The sequence below is a fragment of the Legionella saoudiensis genome (genome assembly GCF_001465875.1).
In the GTDB taxonomy this organism is placed as follows: Bacteria; Pseudomonadota; Gammaproteobacteria; order Legionellales; family Legionellaceae; genus Legionella; species Legionella saoudiensis.
The window spans coordinates 36,224-56,343 of sequence record NZ_LN901321.1; the positions used below are offsets into that span (position 1 = coordinate 36,224).

The window sequence follows — 20,120 nt, forward strand, 5'->3', positions numbered from 1 at the left end:
GGTCCTTTGTTGTAAACTTCTCAGGATGATAGGTAATAACATTCAGTTCAAACCAGGGTCTGGTAACAGCCCGATCGTTATTGGAGCAAACAGGTGATTAAACCAGAAAATGCCCTTTATCGTTGTGAACACATTAGAGCTTGCGAACAGCAAGCAACATCTTTATATCACCTAGATGAAAATGAATTAATGGCTCGAGCAGGTGCAGAAGCGTTCGCCTATATTCAAAAGCTCTATCCTCAGGTGAAACATCTCGCAGTATTTTGTGGTTCAGGTAATAATGCGGGTGATGGTTATGTGGTAGCCCGCTTGGCTCATGAATACGGATTAACAGTGACCATTTACCAGGCTAAGGCTTTAGCTGATTTACCTCACGCGGCACAATATGCGGCTTTAATGGCTATTGATGCGGGCGTCGAGTGTCAACCTGTTGATGAGCCTCTTGATAGTGAAGTTGAACTCATTGTTGATGCCTTGTTAGGCATCGGCTTGCAAGGCCCAGTTCATGGGTTAATTGCTTCTGCCATTAACCAAATTAATGACAGTGGCATACCGGTGGTTTCTTTAGATATTCCCTCAGGGCTTAATGCGAATACAGGTTGTGTCGAGAATCTTTGCGTTAAGGCTGCAACCACATTAACTTTTATCGCCCTAAAAGCGGGTTTATATACTGCCGATGCTCCTGATTATTGCGGCGATATTTACTGCTGCCCCATACAATTGGAAGCTTGTTTAGTCAAGCAGCCGCTTGCAGCGAGTTTATTGGGGCCGACAAATATTGGCCTGCCGTTAATGCCACGCAAAAAAAATTCTCATAAAGGTGATTATGGGCATGTATTAGTAATTGGGGGCGGGCCAGGTATGCCTGGGGCAATTAGTTTGGCTGCTAAGGCTGCCATGCGTACAGGTGCAGGCTCTGTAAGTATTGCAACCATTCCTGAACATGCGAAAGGAGCATTAGCGTTGATTCCTGAGGCGATGGTTTGGGGGATTAGTTCTGCATCAGAACTCCAACCTTTGCTCGCCAGAGCGAGTGTTTGTGTCATTGGTCCGGGTTTAGGAGATAGTGATTGGGCAGTTAGCTTATTTTTAGCGGCGATCACATCGCAATTACCCATGGTAATAGATGCTTCGGCCTTAAGGCTCTTGGCAGAACATCCGCAATTAGATGATAATTGGATTTTAACCCCACACCCTGGTGAAGCCGCAGCATTGCTTTCTTGCTCTACAGCTCAAGTGCAACAGGATCGCTATCAGGCTGCCGCAAACATTCAAAAGCAATATGGGGGAGTGGTCGTATTAAAAGGAGCTGGTTCAATCATCCAAGCCCCGGAACAAAAAACCTTTGTTTGCCCTAAAGGCAACCCGGCGATGGCGAGTGCGGGTATGGGGGATGTTTTAAGTGGCATTATTGCTGGCCTTTGTGCCCAAGGTTTGTCATTATCAGAGGCGGCTCGTTGCGGAGTATATGCTCATGCACTTGCAGGAGACAAAGTGGCTTATGCGCAAGGAGGTGTTGGATTATTAGCGAGCGATTTGTTTGACGTTTTACCTTATGTATTAAACTACTGTGAATGAATTAAATAAAGTGTTTATTTTAGACTTACCTGACGAACAAGCCAGTGAGCAGTTCGCGACCCAATTGGCTTCTTGCCTAAGTTCTCCGCTTATTCTTACTTTTAGTGGTGACTTAGGGACCGGAAAAACAACGATTGTTCGAGCGATGTTACGCCGTTTAGGCGTGCAGTCTGCGATTAAGAGCCCAACTTTTTCGCTTGTCGAAAGTTACTCTTATCAGAATGGAGTAATTCATCATTTTGATTTGTATCGTATTCATCATGAGGAAGAGTTAGAGTATTTGGGGTTTCGCGATTATTTTACAAAAGAGAGTATTTGCTGTATTGAATGGGCTGAAAAAGCAGGAAGGGCATTGCCTAAAATGGATATTCGTTTTAAGTTAAGTATTAAAGGGGTTGGACGTGAAGTGCAAATCGCTGCATTCAGTGATGCTGGCCAAAGAGTTTTAGCTTGCCTCTCAGGGGAATTATGATCTTACGTTCTTGGTCCTTATTGCTCGTGCTGCTTTTTAGCTCAGTAGATGCCTTCAGTGCTCAGCTCAAGGCTATTGCTTTAAAACAACAAAAAAATCAAACGTCTCTTTTTTTTACGCTTAATGGGCCGTTCATGCATAAGCTTTTTGTCTTATCTCAACCATACCGAGTGGTCGTGGATTTAAAAGACACGCAATTAGCAACTAATTTAAATCATCCCAGTTTAACGAATGCGCTTATTCGCCATATGCGTACGGGTAATGCTGACTCTAGAACCTTAAGATTGGTTTTGGATGTGAGCCAAAAGGTACAGGTCCGCTCTGCGCCCTGGCAGCCTCCTGGAGGTACGTATGGTGTGCGTGTTGATTTAATGTACACGCATGAACCGATCGCTGGGGTTGGGGCCGCTGGAACAGTCCCTGCGCCTACTCCAGTTAGAGCTCCTGTCTCCTTAAAAACGACAGCACCGCCTATAAAATCTATTTTAGCGCATCAAGCCCCAGTGAAGGTCAGTGCTGCTCCTGCAAAAGCGTTGCGTAACGTCATTGTGGTGTTGGATGCGGGGCATGGCGGTAAAGACTCAGGAGCACGAGGCCCGCATGCATCTAAAGAGAAGGATGTGGTTTTGGCTATTACCCTTAAATTAAAACGCCTTATCGATCAACAACCTGGAATGCATGCCGTCTTAACGCGCTCCGGTGATTATTACGTGGGGCTTAGAGAGCGTTTAGACATTGCCCGCAAATATAACGGTGACATTTTTGTCGCCATTCACGCGGATGCTTTCCATAATCCCCATTCTAATGGTGCTTCCGTATTTGCTCTATCACAAAGGGGAGCGACCAGTGAGGCTGCCCATTGGTTGGCAGAAAAGGAAAACTATTCTGAGTTGGGCGGCGTGAATTTAGGCGAATTAGACGATCAAAATGGCATTGTGCGCTCCGTATTAATCGATTTATCGCAAACGGCAACCATTAATGCTGGTTTAGAGATGGGTAAACGGGTGTTAAATCAGTTGGGCGGTTTTGCTAAGTTACATAATTCACGGGTGGAGCAAGCCCGTTTTGTAGTGCTTAAGTCACCCGATATCCCGTCGATTTTGGTAGAAACAGGATTTATCTCTAACCCCAGAGAGGAGCAAAATCTGACAAGCCCAGCCTATCAGTTGCGTTTAAGCCAAGCAATTTTCCAAGGAATAAAAGGTTATTTCTGGGAAAATCCCCCGCATGGTTCGCGAATTGAAGCCATGGTTGCAAACAAGTTCCATTTGGTGCGTGCGGGAGAAACCTTACCCGCAATTGCTGCTCGTTATCGCGTGACGGTGAATGCATTGCAGGCAGCAAATCATTTACGCGGAATAACACGCTTAAAACCAGGACAAAAATTAGTGATTCCAGCGGCATGGGCATGAGAATACATCAATTACCGCCATTAATCGCCAACCAAATTGCCGCAGGGGAAGTAATTGAGCGCCCCGCATCTGTAGTTAAAGAGTTACTGGAAAATTCTTTAGATGCAGGCGCAGATGCAATCACCATAGAGATTGGCTATGGCGGTTTGAATCAAATTAAAATCAGTGATAATGGGGTAGGCATCGTTGCGGAGGATTTACCTTTAGCGATTGCGGCTCATGCTACCAGTAAAATTAATACGCTAGATGATTTATATGCTATTGAGAGCATGGGCTTTCGCGGTGAAGCATTAGCCAGTATTGCTTCTGTAGCTAAAGTCACGATTAGCTCTAAACCGGCAGCACAAGATACGGCAATGGCGTTACGTGTTCAAGGGACGGATGTGACGATTACTCCATGTGCACGCAGCCAAGGAACGACCATTGATGTAGTGGACTTGTTTTTTAATGCACCGGTACGTAAACGATTTTTAAAGGGGGAGAAATTAGAGTTTCAAGCTATTGAAATAGTGGTGAAACGCTTTGCCTTAAGTGCCCCAGGCATCGCTCTAATCTTAAAGCATAATGGAAAGCAGGTTTTAACTCTGCCCGCGGCAACCAATGAGCAAACTCGGTTAACCCGCATGACGCGCATTATGGGCAGCACGTTTATGAAAAATGCTATTTACTTAGACGTGGAACGTGGCGCTATGCGACTTTACGGCTGGATTAGTGGTACTGGATTTCAGCGTAGTCAAAATGATCGTCAATGGGTTTACATTAATCAACGCATGGTCAAAGATAAGTTAATTACCCATGCGATAAAACAGGCATATGATGATTTATTGTATCCTGGTCGCTTCCCTGCCTGCGTATTATATTTTTCTATTGACCATATCGAAGTGGATGTTAATGTACACCCAACCAAGCACGAAGTACGCTTTCAACAACCACGCCTAGTGCATGACTTTTTTACCTCACAGTTGGCTGCGGCATTGCAATCGGCGCGGGTTGAACCTGAGGCAGAAAAAAATTATAAGCCAAGCTATACAATCTCCGCGCCATTGGCAAAAGAGATTTGTGAACCTTATCCGCAACTGGACTTACTCAGTAGAGAACGCACCCGTGTAGAGACAGATGTATCTTGGATTATTTTAAATAATCAGTATATCCTTAGTTTTGTACAGCATAAACCCTACCTGATTAATCTCTTTGCGTTGCATCAGCATGCAGTGCAAGAGCGTTTAGCACAACAGACTTTACCTTGGGCGAGTCGTCCTTTGTTGGTTCCTATTCGCTATGTCTTAGAGCCTGAACGGGCACTTAAGATGGTCGACTTAAACCATAGCCTTGAGCAATTAGGCATTCGTTGTGAGCTTTCAGCAACGCATGAGGTGCTGGTTCGCACGATTCCTATCAGTGTTCCTTATTTGGATTTGCGTTTATTTCTAGACGCTGTAGTTAGCTTAGATGGATGGAATTTGGAACAGCTCATCGAGTTAATGTGTCAGTCACAAGTTTTTGATCCACGATTATTAAGTCGGGAAGAAAAAATAGAATTAGATCGGATATTTGTTAAGCTTCATGGAGGGAAGGATAAAAAAGCAGGGCTCTTTAAGGCCTTAACAATTGAACATTGTCAGAGTTTGTTACATGTCTAAATTGATTTTTTGTTTAATGGGGCCAACTGCTTCAGGGAAAACCGCTTTAGCAATCGAATTAGTCAAGCAGTTCCCGTTTGAAATTATTAGCGTTGATTCCGCTATGATTTATCGCGACATGGATATTGGTACTGCCAAGCCTAGCGCGGAGGAATTGCAGGCAGCACCTCACCATTTGCTTGATATTATTAACCCTACGGAAAGCTATTCGGCCGCTCAGTTTTGTGCGGATGCAACATCTTTAGCGGATGAGATTCTCCAAAAAGGCAAGATCCCTTTATTGGTCGGTGGGACCATGATGTATTTTAATGCCTTACAACGGGGCTTATCGGCCTTACCAGAAGCTAACCCAGAGCTGCGCCAGCAACTCGAAGCGGAGGCGGCTAAGCACGGCTGGGCTATGATGCATCAACGGCTAGCGCAAATCGATCCTAAAGCAGCATTACGCATTCATGCAAATGATACACAAAGGATTCAGCGTGCTTTGGAGGTTTATCATTTAACCGGGACGTGCTTATCTGATTTTCTCGACCAACAGCAAAAAGAAGAATCCGCTTATATCTTTGCCAATTTTATTTTGTTTCCAGAACATCGGCCTTGGTTGCACGAGCGAATTGCTTGGCGTTTTGAGCAAATGTTGGCGCAAGGTTTTGTGGAGGAAGTCCAACGCCTACTGCAGAAGTGGAGTTTAACAACCAGTATGCCTTCAATGCGTTGTGTAGGCTATCGTCAAGTAATGGACTATTTGCAAGGTAATGATGATTACCCTATGATGCGTGAAAAGGGTATCGCAGCTACACGGCAATTAGCTAAGCGGCAGTTAACCTGGTTGCGACATTGGGAAGAGGGAGCGCGTTATGATCCACAAAATGCAGCTTTTGCTGATGAGGTTATAGCGAAAATTAGGGAAATATTAGATAATCGCTAAATGTTTCGGGGTGCATTGCACTTGATTCTTACCTCTTACTCATCGATAGGGGTATTTTCTAATTGAGGAACACAATGTTAAAAGAAAAGCTAGAACCAGCAAGTACAAAAAAAAATTATGTGGTACACCGTGATCAATTGCCTTTAAGCTGTCCTACAGATGATATGGTGTTGTGGAATGCGCATCCTAAAGTTTATCTACCTATAGATAAAACTGGTGTGGAAGTTTGCCCTTACTGCGGTTCGCGATTTGTATTACAGAATGATTGATTCTATTTGTATTGTTCGATTATCTGCTTTAGGTGATGTCCTAATGGCGGTTCCGCTCATTAGGACATTACAAGCCAGTTTACCGCACGCCCAATTGACCTGGATTATTTCTCGACCTGCTTTTGACTTAGTAGAGGGGATGGATGGTGTTGAGTTTATTGTAATCGATAAGCCTCATCGTTTAGTGGATTATTGGCGTTTTAAAAAACAAATGAGTGGTCGCGTTTTTGATGTGCTGTTAGCTCCACAAGCTAGCTTGCGTACCAATTTTTTGTATCCTTTTATTAAGGCAAAACGTAAAATTGGTTATGATGATCATCGGGCTAACGATGCGCATGGTTGGTTTGTTAATGAGCGTATTACTCCAGGTTTTGAGCATACTTTGGATGGTTTTTTAAAGTTTGCGGAAGCTTTGGGTATTAAAGAAAGAGTAATTCGTTGGGATTTACCTATTACTCCCGCTGATTATGAATGGGCAGAGCAACAATTACCAAAAAATAGGCCTATTTTGGTAATTAACCCCGCCGCGAGTAAGCCAGAGCGTAGTTGGCCTGTGGCCCGGTATATTGAGGTATTGCGCCAGGCCCAGGCAAAATGGCAGGTTCAAGTGGTTATCACTGGCGGACCAGGGGATTTTGATAAACAATTAGCTGAACAGATTCTTCAAGAAATTCCCGCCATTAATTTAACTGGGAAAACAAAGCCTAAGCAATTATTGGCATTGATTAGTAAAGCAACCGCTGTTCTTTGTCCTGATACCGGCCCATCGCATATGTCTACTGCGGTAAATACACCGGTTATTGCTTTGCATGCAGTAACTAACCCGCTTATTTCCGGCCCTTATCTTTTTCAGCATTTGGTGGTGAATCGCTACCCTGAAGCCGCCGAAAAAATTTTAGGTAGTGCCTCCATTGAGGATGTATGGGGACAGCATGTGCATGGTGAAGAAAGTATGCAGTTAATTTCGGTGGACGAGGTCATGAAGAAGCTTTCGGAAGTGTTATCGTAAGATTTGCTGCGCGAACGATCTTTTGCTGATCACATATACCTTAGCTCCATGTGATGGTCAGGCCTGAACCTTTACTTAATGGCGTCATAGGCTGAGCTGGCAAGCCCAGCCTACAATTCATAAGCATCCTCTCAAAGTAACCTGCTTAAAAGGCCAAAATACAGATTAAAAACCTTGATTACCTAGACATTGGATTGTCGAGGTGAGCTGATTGGTGTACTTGAATCGTCTCTGGGAGTTGTCGGTTCTGTGGCAAAAATAGAGAAAACACTTGCTTTTCCTTCTTTGCGTGGCGTTATTACGTTGCCATTGCGTCGACGTTGTAATCCTGAGAACTCTTCAGTCATCAATAATTCACTTAATTGCTGTATGGCCACAGAAGCATCAAGAGGAGCTATTTTGCTGTCATTATGGGTAGGGGTTACCGAGCTTATTTGTGGCAATTGTAAATTTTCTTCGATTGCTCCATAGAGTTCCATTCGGAACGATTCATCATGGGAGACACTATTAAACATCGCTGAGGCCAATGACTGCTTATCAAGTTGTTGCTCAACCCAGGAGGAACCTGGTGCTGGCTCTTTTCCATTGGTCTGTATTAACGGGGCGGTAATCGCTTGGATTGCTGAAATAAGTGTGTGAACATACCAGGTTTGTAAGTTAATCAGTTTCTCATTGCAGCGATCTTCACCTTCTGATTTTAGGTTAAACACACCAATAGAATTTAAATTCTCCAATGTTAAATGCTGCTTTGCTTCGGTAAGAATAATAGGATTGATAAAGCGCAATACGATGAACACCATAAGAGTGCGCATCAACGAATCATGATTGCCTGTTATATCATTTCGATTTACCAAATCACGGTACGCGCATTTTATTATTTCTTGCATTAATGGAGGGAAGTTTTGTGGATTAAGTATTTGCTTCACTACTGAGGCAAAAGCTTTTTGCAGCACTTCAATATCTCCTTGCTCTGCAGAAAAACTCTCAGGCTTAAACATTAAGGAGGAGCGTTGTTTAATATTAATTTTATCGAGCGGTTGTTTTAACGTAAAAACGGTATCCCAAATCAATTTTTTATACTCATTAAAACTAGGATGCGCTAAATAATGTTGGAGTAAGGTGTAAATAAGTTGATTGCCCCGACACCAACTTTGTTGATGTTCTAGCTTAAATAATTCAGCAAATACAAAAATTAATTCCGATTCACTTAAGTTTTCAAACAAGGTCTTGGTAATGTCTAGATGGTATTTATTGCTAGCAGCATTGAGGGCAGGAATTCCCCAGGAGTATTCACGCGTTGCTAAGGCAATTACAAATTGAGCAGCCTTTTCCCTATTACTGTCAAATAACTCCTCGAAATAAGTTTCCAGGCTGTCCTCCGCTAAAACTTGCGGTGCACGCGGAGATAGCTTGGCATTTGAAGAAGATGCCGCAGCGGAGTTAAGCGAAGGCACTTTGTAAAAGCTAAGATTTCTTGAGCGCTGTTGACTATATTCGCCTCTTAATTGAGCGCTACTGGTGGAGTTTGGCTTTTCCTCTTTTAGTAATGAGCTCAACGCAGCTATTTGCGGAACTGATGACTCGGTGTTAGAGCGACGGCGGCTATGTTGTACTTCTTTGGAAGCTTTGGTTTTTAAGGCCGAAGAGCTTGCATCGTAAGTACTTGGGAAATTAAGTGCCTCCATTAATTGCGTTTGTACATGAACTACAATATCCGCGAAGGAAAATTCTGTACCCTTGTGTTCCTTTATTTTTTTAAATGTTTTCTCACTGGGTTTAAAAAGCTTTTCAAAATCAAATTTTGTATTTGATTTGCTAAATAGAGCAATTAATTCTTTTTTTACTTGAGCATAGATTGTTTTTAGTGATTCTTCGGATGAGCCTTTGACTTTACTATTAAGATTTATAGCCTTTAGCTCGTTGGTTACTAAGGTAATATCAATAAGTTTTTTAAGCTCTTCCAGACGTGTAAGCTCAAGTTTATCATCGTGTTTTGCTGCCTCAGTCGCAGTTTTTATAATAGCAACTAAGAGTTGGTATTTTTCATGGATATTTAGGTGCATTAAGGTTCTCTGTGTATCAAGGGGGAAAAGGTTGCATTATACATCAATGAGGTTAAAAAAAGAACTAATCATTGCTTGTTCAGTCACCTTGAAAAATACCTGACATTTATTGGAAATGGTAAGTCAAAACTTAGTTGATTTGTCGAAAGATTTTATGCGATTCTAACCCCCCGAACCTAGTTGTATTTAACCATTTTATTTAAGGAAGAATGTATGGCTAAAATTCTTTGTGTTCTTTATGATGATCCCATTACTGGTTATCCTACCTCTTATGCGCGTGATGATTTACCTTCTATAGCGAGTTATCCTGATGGTCAAAGCTTACCAACACCACAGCATTCGGATTTTAAGCCTGGGGTATTATTAGGTTCCGTTTCTGGTGGATTAGGCTTACATCACTTTTTAGAAGCACAAGGGCATCAATTTATTGTTACCTCCGATAAAGATGGTCCTGACTCAGTTTTTGAGCGGGAGTTGGTGGATGCCGATGTGGTAATTTCACAGCCATTTTGGCCTGCTTATTTGACGGCTGAGCGTATGGCTAAAGCGAAGAAGTTGAAATTAGTCATTACGGCTGGTATTGGTTCTGATCACGTCGATTTGCAAGCGGCAATGGAGCATAACATTACCGTTGCTGAAGTAACCTACTCCAATAGCATCAGTGTGGCGGAGCATGTGGTGATGATGATTTTATCTTTAGTACGCAATTACATTCCGTCTTACCAATGGGTAGTAAATAAGGGATGGAATATTGCTGATTGCGTTGCTCGCTCTTATGATCTGGAAGGCATGACGGTGGGCACTGTGGCAGGTGGACGTATTGCAGTTGCAGTAATGAAGCGTTTAAAACCCTTTGATGTGGCGTTACATTACACGGATCGCCATCGCCTGCCAGAACATGTGGAAAAAGAGTTAGGACTTGTTTTCCATGAGGATGTGCAATCGCTGGTGAAAGTGTGTGATGTGGTTTCCATCCATTGCCCATTGACTCCCGACACAGAAAATATGTTTGATGAGCGCTTAATTAGCCAAATGAAACGGGGTGCTTATTTGATTAATACGGCCCGTGGCAAAATTTGTAACCGTGATGCAGTGGTCCGAGCTTGTGAAAGCGGGCAGCTTGCTGGTTATGCAGGAGATGTTTGGTTTCCTCAGCCTGCACCGAAAGATCATCCCTGGCGCACAATGCCACATCATGGCATGACACCCCATATCTCCGGTACGTCATTATCGGCTCAAGCACGTTATGCGGCAGGAACACGAGAGATATTGGAGTGTTGGTTAGCCCAGCGGCCTATTCGTGATGTGTACCTGATTGTTGATAAGGGGCAGCTTGCTGGGACAGGAGCTCATTCTTATATCGCGGGGAATGTTACGGGAGGCTCAGAGGAGGCGGTTCGTTTTAAAGAATAATAATTAGGAGTCTGATTGCTTGCAGTCGGTTTCTTACAAATATAGCGGTGCGGCGTTTCATGCTGGGCTTAACAGGCCCAGCCTATCGCTACGTTAATTGGGCTAACGCATCCAGGGTTTCTTGGTACAAAGTATCAACTAATTGGCTCGCATTCATACTGCGGATTAAATTGACACCTTGGCCTGCCCATAAGGATAAAAATTCTGCTTTGCCTAATTCGGCTGCTTTTTTTCGTATATCACGTGTAAACGCATTTTGTGCAGGGAAGGGTAAAATGGGTGACTGCTCCATTTCTTGCATAAAACGATTTGGTATTCCTCGTGCCCAGCGGCCGGAAAAAACGCGGGTAAGTTGGGTTCCCTGGTGGGCATTCTTTAATGCATCTCGATAAGCAGCAGTTGTTCCAGCTTCATCACATAATAAAAAGGCGGTGCCTAGCTGTACTGCTTGAGCCCCCAAGAGGAGTGCAGCAACAATGCCGCGCCCATCCATAATACCGCCGCTTGAGACTACCGGGATTTCTAAGGTCTGCGATAAAATGCGGGTTAAGGCAAAGGTCCCTATTAATGAATCATGTTGCTCTGGAGTAAAGGTGCCACGATGTCCACCGGCTTCTGCACCTTGGGCAATTACGGCATCTACTCCATATTCTTGGAGAATTAACCCCTCTTCTAAAGTGGTTGCAGTGCCCATAGTAAAGATTTTTTGTCGGTGGCATTCTTGCAACAGTTCTTTTTTTATGAGGCCAAAGGTATAGCTTAATACGGCAGGTCGGCAGCGCAAAACGCTTGCGAATTGCTCTTCAAAATTTTCGCTGAAAGGTGCTTTTATCGTGGGTGCAATGAGGCCAAGTTCTTGCCGATAAGCTTGGGTGGCCTTGCACGCTGCATCAATCGCTTCTTGGCTTAAATTAGGCATGTTTGCTGGAGCAAATAGATTAACGCCAAACGGACGTTGGGTGAGTTTTTGTGTTTCTTTAATTGTTTGTTCAATGCTTTGAGGAGATAAATAAGCCACTCCCAAAGAACCTAAACCGCCAGCATTTGAGACGGCAGCAACTAGTGCTGGAGTGGTTGGGCCTCCGCCCATAGGGGCTTGGATAAGCGGCCATTTTATACCTAATTGCGTGCAGAATGAGTTGTGAAGTAGCTTATTGGGCATAATTGTGCCTCCTTTCGTACATGCTATTAATTTGTTTTCCTTTTAGCCAATAATCCATTAAAAAAGTAATTAATACGTTGTTCTAACCAACACTTAGATTGATGTTTATTTTTGCCCGTAATAAAACCTACATGCCCGCCATGTTGACTTAACTCCAATATTACATTTTCAGAAAGCTCGCTAACGCCAGGAATCGTTGCAGGAGTCATAAAGGGATCATCTAAGGCATGAATAATTAAGGTGGGTACGGTGATGCCGTTGAGATATTGCCGAGAGCTCGCTTTTTGATAATAGTCTTCTACGCTGGCGAATCCATGTAAAGGGGCAGTGATTTGTTGATCAAAATCATAAAGCGTTTTTAGGCTAAGTAAGCGCTCCTCAGTGATAGGCAATTGGCAGTTTACAATATCCAGTTTTTGCAAAAATACCGCGCGCAAGCGTTGTAATAAGTTGGCTTGATATACTCGGGCGAATCCTTTATTAATATGGCTTACTACATCATGCAACTGAAAAGGGACGGATACGGCAACGGCTGCATCAATTAGTGCCTCTGAGCCTGACTCACCAAGCCATTTCAGCAGCACATTGCCTCCAAGGGAAATTCCAACTGCTGCTTTTGGGGTTTTAGGTTCCCTGGTTTTTAACAGCTCAAGAACATAGGATAAATCTGCGGTATCTCCTCCGTGATAGGCACGAGGCAGACGATTGGGTTCGCCGCTGGCTCCACGAAAATGCATGAGCATTCCTCGATAACCGAATTTATTAAATGCAGCCAGGAGGCCGGCTACATAGGCGGAGTTAACACTGCCACCTAAACCATAAAGTAAGATTACCAGCGGAGACTCGGAGCTGAGTCCATTAATTGCCCAGGCCAGATCAATAAAATCTCCATCGGGTAACTCAATACGCTCATTGAAATCAATGGGTGCCTGTAAACGGTTAGTCAGGGTACGATACAATGTTTGACCATGTTTGTTTGTTAGCCACCAAGCAGGCTTGAACTCACTATGAATAATCACGATACAACATCCAAAAAGTTGTTCTTATCTATTTAGTATAAATTTAAAACAACAAGAAATAAAATTGCTGCAACTCACATTGTGGCTATTCAGAAGTAAATTTACAATCCATCAATGGGATAGCCTTAGTTTTATTTATCCACTTATGCCCCAACCAAATGCATATAAATAAGGGAATGCATAGGTATGAAATCAGTAAACCATACCAGTCAATCGGATTTGCTATAAGTGCTGAATAGTTTTGTCCTCCGATAACAATCGTACATAAGACAAAGGCACAGATAGGCCCAAAAGGATAGGCTTTTGCGACATAGGGAAGTTTTGATAGGTCTTTGCCCTGGCGTATATAGGCTTTGCGAAAACGATAATGACTAACAGCAATTCCCATCCAGGCAATGAATCCGGAGAGACTGGTGGCATTAAGTAGCCAAAAATAAACAGTACCATTGCCAAAGATTGAGGATAAAAAGGCTAAAATGGCCACGCTACTGGTTAATGCTAAAGCATAAATAGGTATGCCTCGATGGTTTACGGTAGAAAAAATTCGTGGCATATGGCCTTCTTTGGCTAGATACCACATCATTCTGCTACTTATATACATGCCCGTATTGGCAGTAGAAATAATGGCAATGAGGATAACAGCGTTGACGATACTTGCCGCAAAAGTTTCATGATATTGTTTGAGCACTAAGGTAAAGGGGCTGGTTATCACATCCTCAGTGGCAAGTTGTGGTGCATTATAGGGTAGTAATAAGCTAATAATGAAAATGGATAAGATATAGAATATTAAAATTCGCCAGAAAACCATCTTAATGGCTTTCGGGATATTTTTTCGGGGCTCACTACTTTCTCCTGCCGCGATACCAATGAGCTCTGTGCCCTGAAATGAAAATCCAGCCACCACAAAAGCTCCGATTATTCCGCCCCAACCTCCATGGAAAGGGCCATCGCCAATATTCCAGTTGTGGAAACCTCCAGTTTGCTGGCCAGCAATGCCGGTCACTAAAAAAAAGCCAGTGACAATAAAGAGTACTACTACGGTAATTTTAATAAACGATAACCAGTACTCTACTTCACCAAAAGTCTTGGTGGAGATGGCATTAAACCCAATAATTAAAAAGGAAAAAATAGAGCACCAAATTAAGGGAGAACTATCGGGAAACCAATAACGCATAATCAAAGCTGCTGCGGAAATTTCTGAGGCAATATAAATGGCATAGCTATACCAATAGTTCCATCCCAAAGCATAGCCGAGAGATGGGTCGCAAAATTCGGAGGCATAAACATAAAAGGAGCCTGTAGTAGGCATTAGTGCAGCCATTTCACCTAGGCCTGTCATCAAAAAATAAACCATAATGGCCATGGTACAGTAGGCGAGCAGGGTGCCTCCAGGGCCTGCTAAGGCTAGGGCATTACCGCTGGCTAAAAAAATACCTGTGCCAATTGAGCCCCCCAAGGTAATCATGACTAAAACACGAGCGCTAAATTGCCGCTGTAAGGTGGGTTCTGGAGTTAATTCCTGCATTATCAATCCTTGTATCTTGAGAGGAGAACGATCCCTCATCATTTTTAGTCATTAAGAAACTCACACAGTAGACGTTGGAAATGATGTGTTCCTTGTTCTTTAGTGGGGGAGAAACGTCCAGTATTGTAAAAACGTGAACGGATCCCTTTTTGTACTGACTCCACAACGGCCTCATCTTCTCGCTCGACCTTATCCAGATCTCCTCCTGCTCCTTTGCCTAATTTTTCCGCATTCAGCACATACGTCAAAAATGAAACTTTAGTTAGCTCAGGTCCTAGCGGTTTGACAATGTTAACAGAGCATCCCCAGGGGTAGAAGTTGAGCATCGTATTGGGGAATATCCAATAGTAATAGGCCGCGACTTGTTTGCCATAGTCAGGTGAGTCTTTCGGTATATCAAAGCTTTCTTCTCCTGGACTTGCTAAAGCCAGTTGCAAATTACAGTAGGGATATAATTCAGTGGTATAGGTTGTACAGTCGATGACTTTTCTTAATGAATGGTGTACAAAGGGTATATGTAGCGCTTCAAGATAATTTTCACAGTACAAAGCCCAATGTGCTTTGACTAGATAATCTCGAGAGCGATTGCTATCTAAACGCATTTTTTCCATTGGTAACCAGTAAAGACGCTCCTCTATTTCCCTAAATACATCATTGAATGGTATTTTAGGAGTTAATGAAGCAAAAAGAAAAGGAGATAATTCGCCATAGGGGATTTGCGGTAAATTATCTTTGGCTGATGGAAAATTGCAGGCTTTTTCAAATTCAGGCATATGCAAAAACTCCCCGCGTAAACTAAATCGGCGTCCATGATAAGCGCATTTAATTTTTTCCGCAGTGCAGGGTGCTTCAATGAGGATATTGCCTCGATGTGTGCAAACATTACTTAGACAGTGGATTTTATCATCATGGTCACGTGCAAATAATAAAGGCTCATCCAAAAGCCCTGGAAGCAGGGTAAAGGGGACTAGTTTGGCATCTAATTGTAAGTCTTCAGTACTTAAACAAAATTGCCAGGTCGTGGTGAATATTTTTTCTTTTGCTTGTTCGTACCAGTCTGCAGAAGTATAGAAATGAGCCGGCAGGGTGGATGCTTTTTCAATGTCGGGGTCAACATACAATCTATTCATTACAAAAATCCCTTAATTAATACTGTAGCCAATTCTTTTCTGGTATTCTTTCGCCAGAAATTGTCTCATAAGATTTAAAAATATCACCATCTTGAGACAATAAAATTGCTATAGGTCGAGTGGCTTCGAAATGGGCAAATATGATCATCATCATCACCGTAATAGGTACGGAAAGAAACATTCCGAGAACACCCCAGATAGTGCCCCAAACTGTTAATGAGAGTAAAATGGCTAGGGGGCTTAAATTCAATGAGTTACCAAGAAAACGAGGCTCAATTATGTTCCCGACAAGAAATTGTATGGAGCCAAGACCGATAATGATTTCTAGAAAATGAAGCCAGTCGGCAAACTGAACTAGAGCTAATGTCGCTGGGAAAAAAATGGCAATAATTGCACCGATATTAGGAATAAAGTTGAGAAAGAAAATAAGTAGGGCCCAAAATTCTGCGAAATCAACCCCCACCCATTTCATAATGAACCAACTTGCTATTGCCGTAGCAATACTTAAAATCGATTTTAAGCCTAAGTAAATTTGGGTGTCATTAACAATGTGGGTCAAGATATTATTCACTAATTGTTGGTTTTCCAGTGAGGGAATTAGCGCATCGATCTTTCTTAGAAAGTAGTGTTGCTCTACAAATAAAAAAGCAACGTATAAGGCGATGAGTACGGTAGAGCTTGCTAGTGTAGTAAACACACCAGAGATTTTTAGAAGCATAGTTTGAATATTAATGGTCTTTATGATGTTATTTACATTGGTTAATACCTCAATGTGATAACGCGTATCAATACCATCAATGATAGACAATAAATGCTCTTGATAACGTCCAGATGCAAAAACAACGTTACTGACATTATTAGAAATAATATTCACGAAGATGCTAATAAAAATTCCAGCAACACCAAAGGCTAAAATCATACTTAACCAATTTGGAAGTAGAACGCCAATCTTAGGAGTGCGTTGGATAATACCTCGGATGGTATTGAGAATGTGCCAAATGAAAATGGCTAAAACAACAGGTATCAAGATGCTGCTACCGACGATAAGAAAATAACCTACTATCCATACGATAACTAAGCTGGCTGCAAATCCAATAACGCGCCCCATCGCTTTATCTCTTTTAAAGTGAACTCACGTTAATATACCTACTTTTTTTGAGCTGTGCTATGTTCGTAAGTGTTTAGAATGGTGTATTTTTTTTAAATGTCCTCATGGTTTACCAGTAAAACAACCACAGGGACCGTGCTTTTGAACTTCTGGGTTGCTCCGCCACTACGTTCCTGCTTAATTTCCACCAAAAACTCGATAAGAAGTCCCTGGGAGCGATTTCGCTTCATACATCGCCGCATCCGCTTGTAATAAGACAGACTCACTGCTGATATAACGATTATTATGGCAGTTAACAATACCAATACTAAGGGTTATGGGGAGTTCATTTCCCGATAAATTAAAAGGCGCATCCATCAAAGTAGCAATTTTTTGTGCGACAATTTCACTTTGATGAGGCTCCGAGAGGTTTTCGAGTAGGATTGCAAACTCGTCTCCGCCAAAACGTGCCACCACGTCATAGGAGCGCAACGATTGCCTTAAGCGAGAGCTTACTTCTTTTAGTAGTTTATCTCCAGCAATGTGCCCATAGGTATCATTTACTTGCTTGAATTTATCCAGATCAAGCAAGAGCACACTAATGATGCCTCCCAGTTGTCGCATTTTTGCCAGCGCAATTTCCAGGCGATTTTCAAAAAGCATACGATTGGCAAGGCCAGTTAGCATATCGAAATTGGCTCGAATAATAAGTACGTCTTCGAATTGTTTTCTTAATACCGCATATTGGATCGCACGTTTTATCAAATCAGCATCCAATTGATCTTTAAATAAATAATCTTGAGCTCCCTGCTTAATGGCTTCGAGAGCTAAGCGTTCGTCTTTGTAGCCGGTTAAAAAAATGATAGGCAGTTTGGGTGACATATTTTGGATACTATGCAATCCATTAAACCCATAAGAGTCAGGTAACGTACGATCTAACAATGCAACATCAAACTCTTGTTCGGATACAATCTTTAGTGCTTCACCAATTGTCGCTGCTCGTTCCAATATATGAGCTTGGGGCATAGCCTGCTGTAATACCCTGCTAATAATCATGGTATCGCCGACTGAGTCTTCGATGAGGAGGATTTTTAGCGGATTAGAGGCAGATGAATCGTGCATCATGTTTTCCTATGTTATTTAACATATCCGTAGGTGTCGTTTGCACTGCGAAGACATCAAAGTATTTTAGCTGCTATTATAATACTAGTCCTCTTATTTAGGCATGTAAACCGTTATTGTGTTTTGGAAGGGTAAGGGTAAAGTTGCTGCCAATTCCTAGCCTTGATGATACTGATAAAGAGCCATGATGATATTCAGCGATTTTTTTACAAATGGATAGACCAAGTCCGCTTCCTTTAATTGACTCCCATGCATGCAGACGTCGAAATGGTTCAAAAATTTCTTTAATAAATTGCTCATCAATTCCAAGCCCATTGTCTTGGATGTTGATTTTCCAGTTAGGGTCCGCATCCTCTACGCCAATATGAATAATAGGAACATTACCTGCAGGCTGGTATTTTATGGCATTAGTAATTAGGTTTTGCAGTACGCGCATAATTTGCATGGGGTTGCCGTAAAGCATGGGCATAGGATCATGGGTTATTTGCGCTTTTTGCTCTTCAATTAATGCTTTGATATTTTCCAAGGCATTATTTAAGATGTTTTCCCCATCAAAAAGAATACTCTTAGCATCCTCATGAACACGAGAATAAGTAAGTAAATCATTAATTACCTCACGCATACGAAGGCCTGCATTGGTCATAATTTTTAAATACTCTTTGCCCTCATCGTCAAGTTTATCCTGTTTTTCGGTTAATAAAAGGTCGCCGAAATTATTAATCACACGTATAGGCTCTTGCAAATCATGGGAGGCAACATACGCAAATCGCTCTAGTTCCGCGTTTGAACTTTCTAAGGCTTGCAGGAGCTTTTTGTTTGCTGCCTCTGCCTTTTTGCGATAGGAAATATTTTGCACTAATGAAACAAAGTATTTGGGGGCGCCCTCGTTATCCCACACTAGGGAAACACTTAGTAACCCCCAGACAATATGACCATCTTTATGAATATACCTTTTTTCCATTTGATAGCTATCTATTTGTTTATTGAGCATCAAAAGTACATTTTCTAGATCGGTTTCTAAATCATCGGGATGCGTTAGCGTTTGAAAATCGCTTTGCAATAATTCTTCTTCCGTATATCCAAGCATGGAGCAAATGGATTGATTTACTTTTAACCACTTGCCAGTAGGAGAAATTAATGCCATCCCAGTCGAAGCATGTTGCATGGCAGAGCGGAAGATTTCTTCACTGGCTTTGGTTGCATCTTCTTCCGCTTTGCGTTCAGTAATGTCTCGGGCAATAGTAGTAAGGCAAACCGGCTCTCCCATTGCATTTCGGTGTAAGCTTACGGATTGCAGTACGGGAATTTCTCGGCCACTCCGATGTAATAAAGCCAACTCCCCAGTCCAAAACCCTTTTTCAAAGGCACTAGGTATTACTTCATTAATTACTTTTTGTATGGCCCACTGAGGATGCATGTCAGAAATTTTTAGCGGTGACATATCATAATCATCGGGTAGACCAACCATTCGTTTGGCACTGCGATTATGATAGAGTAAATTTCCTTGTAAATCGGCAATGCCTACAAAATCGGAGGATTCCTCGATTAGCGCAATCAGTCTGGAATGTTCTTCCTCCATTTTGCGGTTTTCTGTGACATCCCGAGTTATATTCACAAATCCGGCTAATCTTTTTTTATCATTGTAGATAGGTTCTATTAAAACATGTGCCCAAAAAGGGCTGCCATCTCGGCGAATCCGTATTCCCTCTCCTTCAAATTTCCCTTGTTTTTGTGCTGTAGTTATCACATTTAAGGGAACACCTCTAACTGCATCTTCCCGAGAATAAAACAAAGAAAAGTGCTTGCCTATGATTTCTTTGTCCGAATATCCATAAACTCGTTGGGCACCAATATTCCAGCTTTTTATATGTCCTAAAGGCGTTAGGGTGAAAATCGCATTGTCTTTGATGCTATCTAAAATTATTTTATAGCGCTGTTCATTATCAAACAGTGATTTACTTTTTTCGTGTGATTTAAGTATTAAATACATACACACCGCCATGAGAACAGTTATCAGTAAGCAAAAAGTAAAAATAAGCAGTACAACCTGGAGGGCAGCAGAAGATTCCCCTATCCAACGGTGCAGGGTAATTAATGAAAAACTCATCACAATAATCAAGCATAAGAAGATAATCCATGCCCATGCGTTGAGTTTTCTATAATTTACTTCGCTCATCATTTTCCAAGGATTCATAAGAAGATTATTTTTTATATATTGAGGGCACTTTTTCTCCAAAAGCTCCATTGATAATGGACATCAAATATGGAGGGATCCTATTTTAAGCTTAGCA

Annotated in this window: 16 protein-coding genes; 8 read left to right on the top strand and 8 right to left on the bottom strand. The window is 42.1% G+C overall.

What is annotated here, in order from left to right; translation table 11 throughout:
- Positions 1–93: 93 nt before the first annotated feature.
- The 7 genes from BN3124_RS02590 (at position 94) to BN3124_RS02620 (ending at position 7,308) form a co-directional block, all read left to right on the top strand.
- A complete protein-coding gene (locus BN3124_RS02590; RefSeq protein ID WP_058533315.1) occupies positions 94–1,578 on the top strand; it encodes a bifunctional ADP-dependent NAD(P)H-hydrate dehydratase/NAD(P)H-hydrate epimerase in 1,485 nt (494 codons plus the stop codon).
- Entirely contained in the window at positions 1,571–2,050 is a 480-nt protein-coding gene (gene tsaE / locus BN3124_RS02595) for a tRNA (adenosine(37)-N6)-threonylcarbamoyltransferase complex ATPase subunit type 1 TsaE (RefSeq protein ID WP_058533316.1), read from the top strand. The genes BN3124_RS02590 and tsaE overlap by 8 nt, the downstream gene beginning before the upstream one ends.
- Complete coding sequence (locus BN3124_RS02600) at positions 2,047–3,462, top strand: N-acetylmuramoyl-L-alanine amidase family protein (protein ID WP_058533317.1); 1,416 nt, start codon at positions 2,047–2,049, stop codon at positions 3,460–3,462. The genes tsaE and BN3124_RS02600 overlap by 4 nt, the downstream gene beginning before the upstream one ends.
- Positions 3,453–5,102, top strand: a complete 1,650-nt coding sequence (gene mutL, locus BN3124_RS02605; RefSeq protein WP_058533318.1) for a DNA mismatch repair endonuclease MutL — start codon at positions 3,453–3,455, stop codon at positions 5,100–5,102. The genes BN3124_RS02600 and mutL overlap by 10 nt, the downstream gene beginning before the upstream one ends.
- Positions 5,095–6,030, top strand: coding sequence for a tRNA (adenosine(37)-N6)-dimethylallyltransferase MiaA (gene miaA, locus BN3124_RS02610; RefSeq protein WP_058533319.1), 936 nt, complete (start codon positions 5,095–5,097; stop codon positions 6,028–6,030). The genes mutL and miaA overlap by 8 nt, the downstream gene beginning before the upstream one ends.
- 74 nt (positions 6,031–6,104) lie before the next feature.
- The gene (locus BN3124_RS02615) at positions 6,105–6,299 is read left to right on the top strand and encodes a zinc-finger domain-containing protein (protein WP_058533320.1); all 195 of its coding nucleotides are present in this window, start codon (positions 6,105–6,107) and stop codon (positions 6,297–6,299) included.
- On the top strand, positions 6,292–7,308 hold the full coding sequence (locus BN3124_RS02620) for a glycosyltransferase family 9 protein (protein WP_058533321.1): 1,017 nt from the start codon (positions 6,292–6,294) through the stop codon (positions 7,306–7,308). Before BN3124_RS02615 ends, BN3124_RS02620 begins: the two co-directional genes overlap by 8 nt.
- A gap of 182 nt (positions 7,309–7,490) precedes the next feature.
- Here BN3124_RS02620 and BN3124_RS02625 read toward each other — a convergent pair whose 3' ends face one another.
- Positions 7,491–9,371, bottom strand: coding sequence for a RasGAP domain-containing protein (locus BN3124_RS02625; protein WP_058533322.1), 1,881 nt, complete (start codon positions 9,369–9,371; stop codon positions 7,491–7,493).
- A gap of 213 nt (positions 9,372–9,584) precedes the next feature.
- Here BN3124_RS02625 and BN3124_RS02630 point away from each other — a divergent pair, with 213 nt between their 5' ends.
- Entirely contained in the window at positions 9,585–10,784 is a 1,200-nt protein-coding gene (locus BN3124_RS02630) for an NAD-dependent formate dehydrogenase (RefSeq protein ID WP_058533323.1), read from the top strand.
- An 88-nt stretch (positions 10,785–10,872) separates the two neighbouring features.
- Here the strand turns inward: BN3124_RS02630 and BN3124_RS02635 are convergent, their stop codons facing one another.
- The 7 genes from BN3124_RS02635 to BN3124_RS02665 form a co-directional block, all read right to left on the bottom strand.
- The gene (locus tag BN3124_RS02635; protein ID WP_058533324.1) at positions 10,873–11,946 is read right to left on the bottom strand and encodes an NAD(P)H-dependent flavin oxidoreductase; all 1,074 of its coding nucleotides are present in this window, start codon (positions 11,944–11,946) and stop codon (positions 10,873–10,875) included.
- Positions 11,947–11,972: 26 nt separating this feature from the next.
- Positions 11,973–12,965, bottom strand: a complete 993-nt coding sequence (locus BN3124_RS02640; protein ID WP_058533325.1) for a hydrolase — start codon at positions 12,963–12,965, stop codon at positions 11,973–11,975.
- A gap of 85 nt (positions 12,966–13,050) precedes the next feature.
- The gene (locus tag BN3124_RS02645; protein ID WP_058533326.1) at positions 13,051–14,490 is read right to left on the bottom strand and encodes an amino acid permease; all 1,440 of its coding nucleotides are present in this window, start codon (positions 14,488–14,490) and stop codon (positions 13,051–13,053) included.
- A gap of 44 nt (positions 14,491–14,534) precedes the next feature.
- The gene (locus BN3124_RS02650) at positions 14,535–15,620 is read right to left on the bottom strand and encodes an SRPBCC family protein (protein WP_058533327.1); all 1,086 of its coding nucleotides are present in this window, start codon (positions 15,618–15,620) and stop codon (positions 14,535–14,537) included.
- 16 nt (positions 15,621–15,636) lie between these two features.
- A complete protein-coding gene (locus tag BN3124_RS02655; RefSeq protein WP_058533328.1) occupies positions 15,637–16,728 on the bottom strand; it encodes an AI-2E family transporter in 1,092 nt (363 codons plus the stop codon).
- A gap of 177 nt (positions 16,729–16,905) precedes the next feature.
- Positions 16,906–17,832, bottom strand: a complete 927-nt coding sequence (locus BN3124_RS02660) for a diguanylate cyclase response regulator (protein WP_078061457.1) — start codon at positions 17,830–17,832, stop codon at positions 16,906–16,908.
- 94 nt (positions 17,833–17,926) lie between these two features.
- Positions 17,927–20,023 (bottom strand): PAS domain-containing sensor histidine kinase, encoded by a 2,097-nt coding sequence (locus tag BN3124_RS02665; protein ID WP_196398891.1) that lies wholly within the window; start codon positions 20,021–20,023, stop codon positions 17,927–17,929.
- Positions 20,024–20,120: the final 97 nt, after the last annotated feature.